General features: G+C 41.1%; 2 protein-coding genes. Both read left to right on the forward strand.

The window, feature by feature from the left end:
- The first annotated feature begins 21 nt into the window (after positions 1-21).
- Complete coding sequence (locus tag BM090_RS18980) at positions 22-162, forward strand: hypothetical protein (protein WP_394333486.1); 141 nt, start codon at positions 22-24, stop codon at positions 160-162.
- A 66-nt stretch (positions 163-228) separates the two neighbouring features.
- Positions 229-1,018 (forward strand): hypothetical protein (locus BM090_RS18105; RefSeq protein ID WP_143084056.1); only part of this gene is annotated, 790 nt, incomplete at its 3' end.

Genomic DNA, 1,018 nt, shown 5'->3' on the forward strand with positions numbered 1-1,018 from the left:
AAGGCGGGTAGCGTCATAGAACTGATGAGTGTTACGGGTCAGTTGTTGCACCGCGAGGTATCGCAGAGTGAGCAAACAGAAATGTCTTTGAACTCACTTCGTACAGGTATTTACGTACTCAAAGTAGATGGCGTAAGTCATCCATTATCCGTGATTCATTAACCAAGCCAAATGGGGCAAGGGACGTTTAGTTTCTTGCCCCATTTATTCAATCAAAAGCGTAAGATTATGCGAAGAAATCTACTATTGTTATTACTGCTGTTTTTAAGCAAAGTTGTTTATAGTCAATCGGTATTGTGGGAGAAGGCGTATGGTTTTATCGGAATGGATTATGCGACGAGTATCGTAAAACAGTCCAATTCCTCTAACTATTTAGTAGCAGGTACGATGAATAGATATAGTCAAAATACGTCCTCGTATGGTGGTCTTTATACGCTGAAATTAAGTGGAGCAGGAGATACGTTGCATTTTACGAATCATAATTTAACGTCAGGGATGGCAGTATTAGGGCAAGACCATGCAGATAATAGTGTTGTATGGCTAGCTGCGCAGGGTGCGTACTTTGATTCGGATATTCATTTATATAAATTAGATACGAATAGTTTAGAATTAGGTCACTATATCATAGAATCGAGCAATCCGAATGTACCATTTATGTACGTAGTATTCTTAAAGTCTATGTCTAATGGAGATGTATTACTAACAGGTCAGACTCAGGGAAGTAGTGTATCGGGCATGGCATGGGATTGTTTTGTAACGCGTATGCGATCGGATGGTAGTGTGGCATGGACAAAGTACTATAACTATGGCCTTTACACAGAGGGTTATTATGTGGAAGGTATGGCCAATGGCCATTATTGGGTATCGGGCAGTGTGAATAGTTCTGTGTGGGGCATGGAGTTGGATACGAGTGGGAATGTGGTGCGTGAGCATATTTTTTATAGTACTCCGACCTATGCGAAGATATACAATGCGTATGTTCAGCAGCTTCCGAATCAGAAGTATTTGGTGATAGGGG

It is taken from the genome of Flexibacter flexilis DSM 6793 (assembly GCF_900112255.1).
GTDB lineage: Bacteria > Bacteroidota > Bacteroidia > Cytophagales > Flexibacteraceae > Flexibacter > Flexibacter flexilis.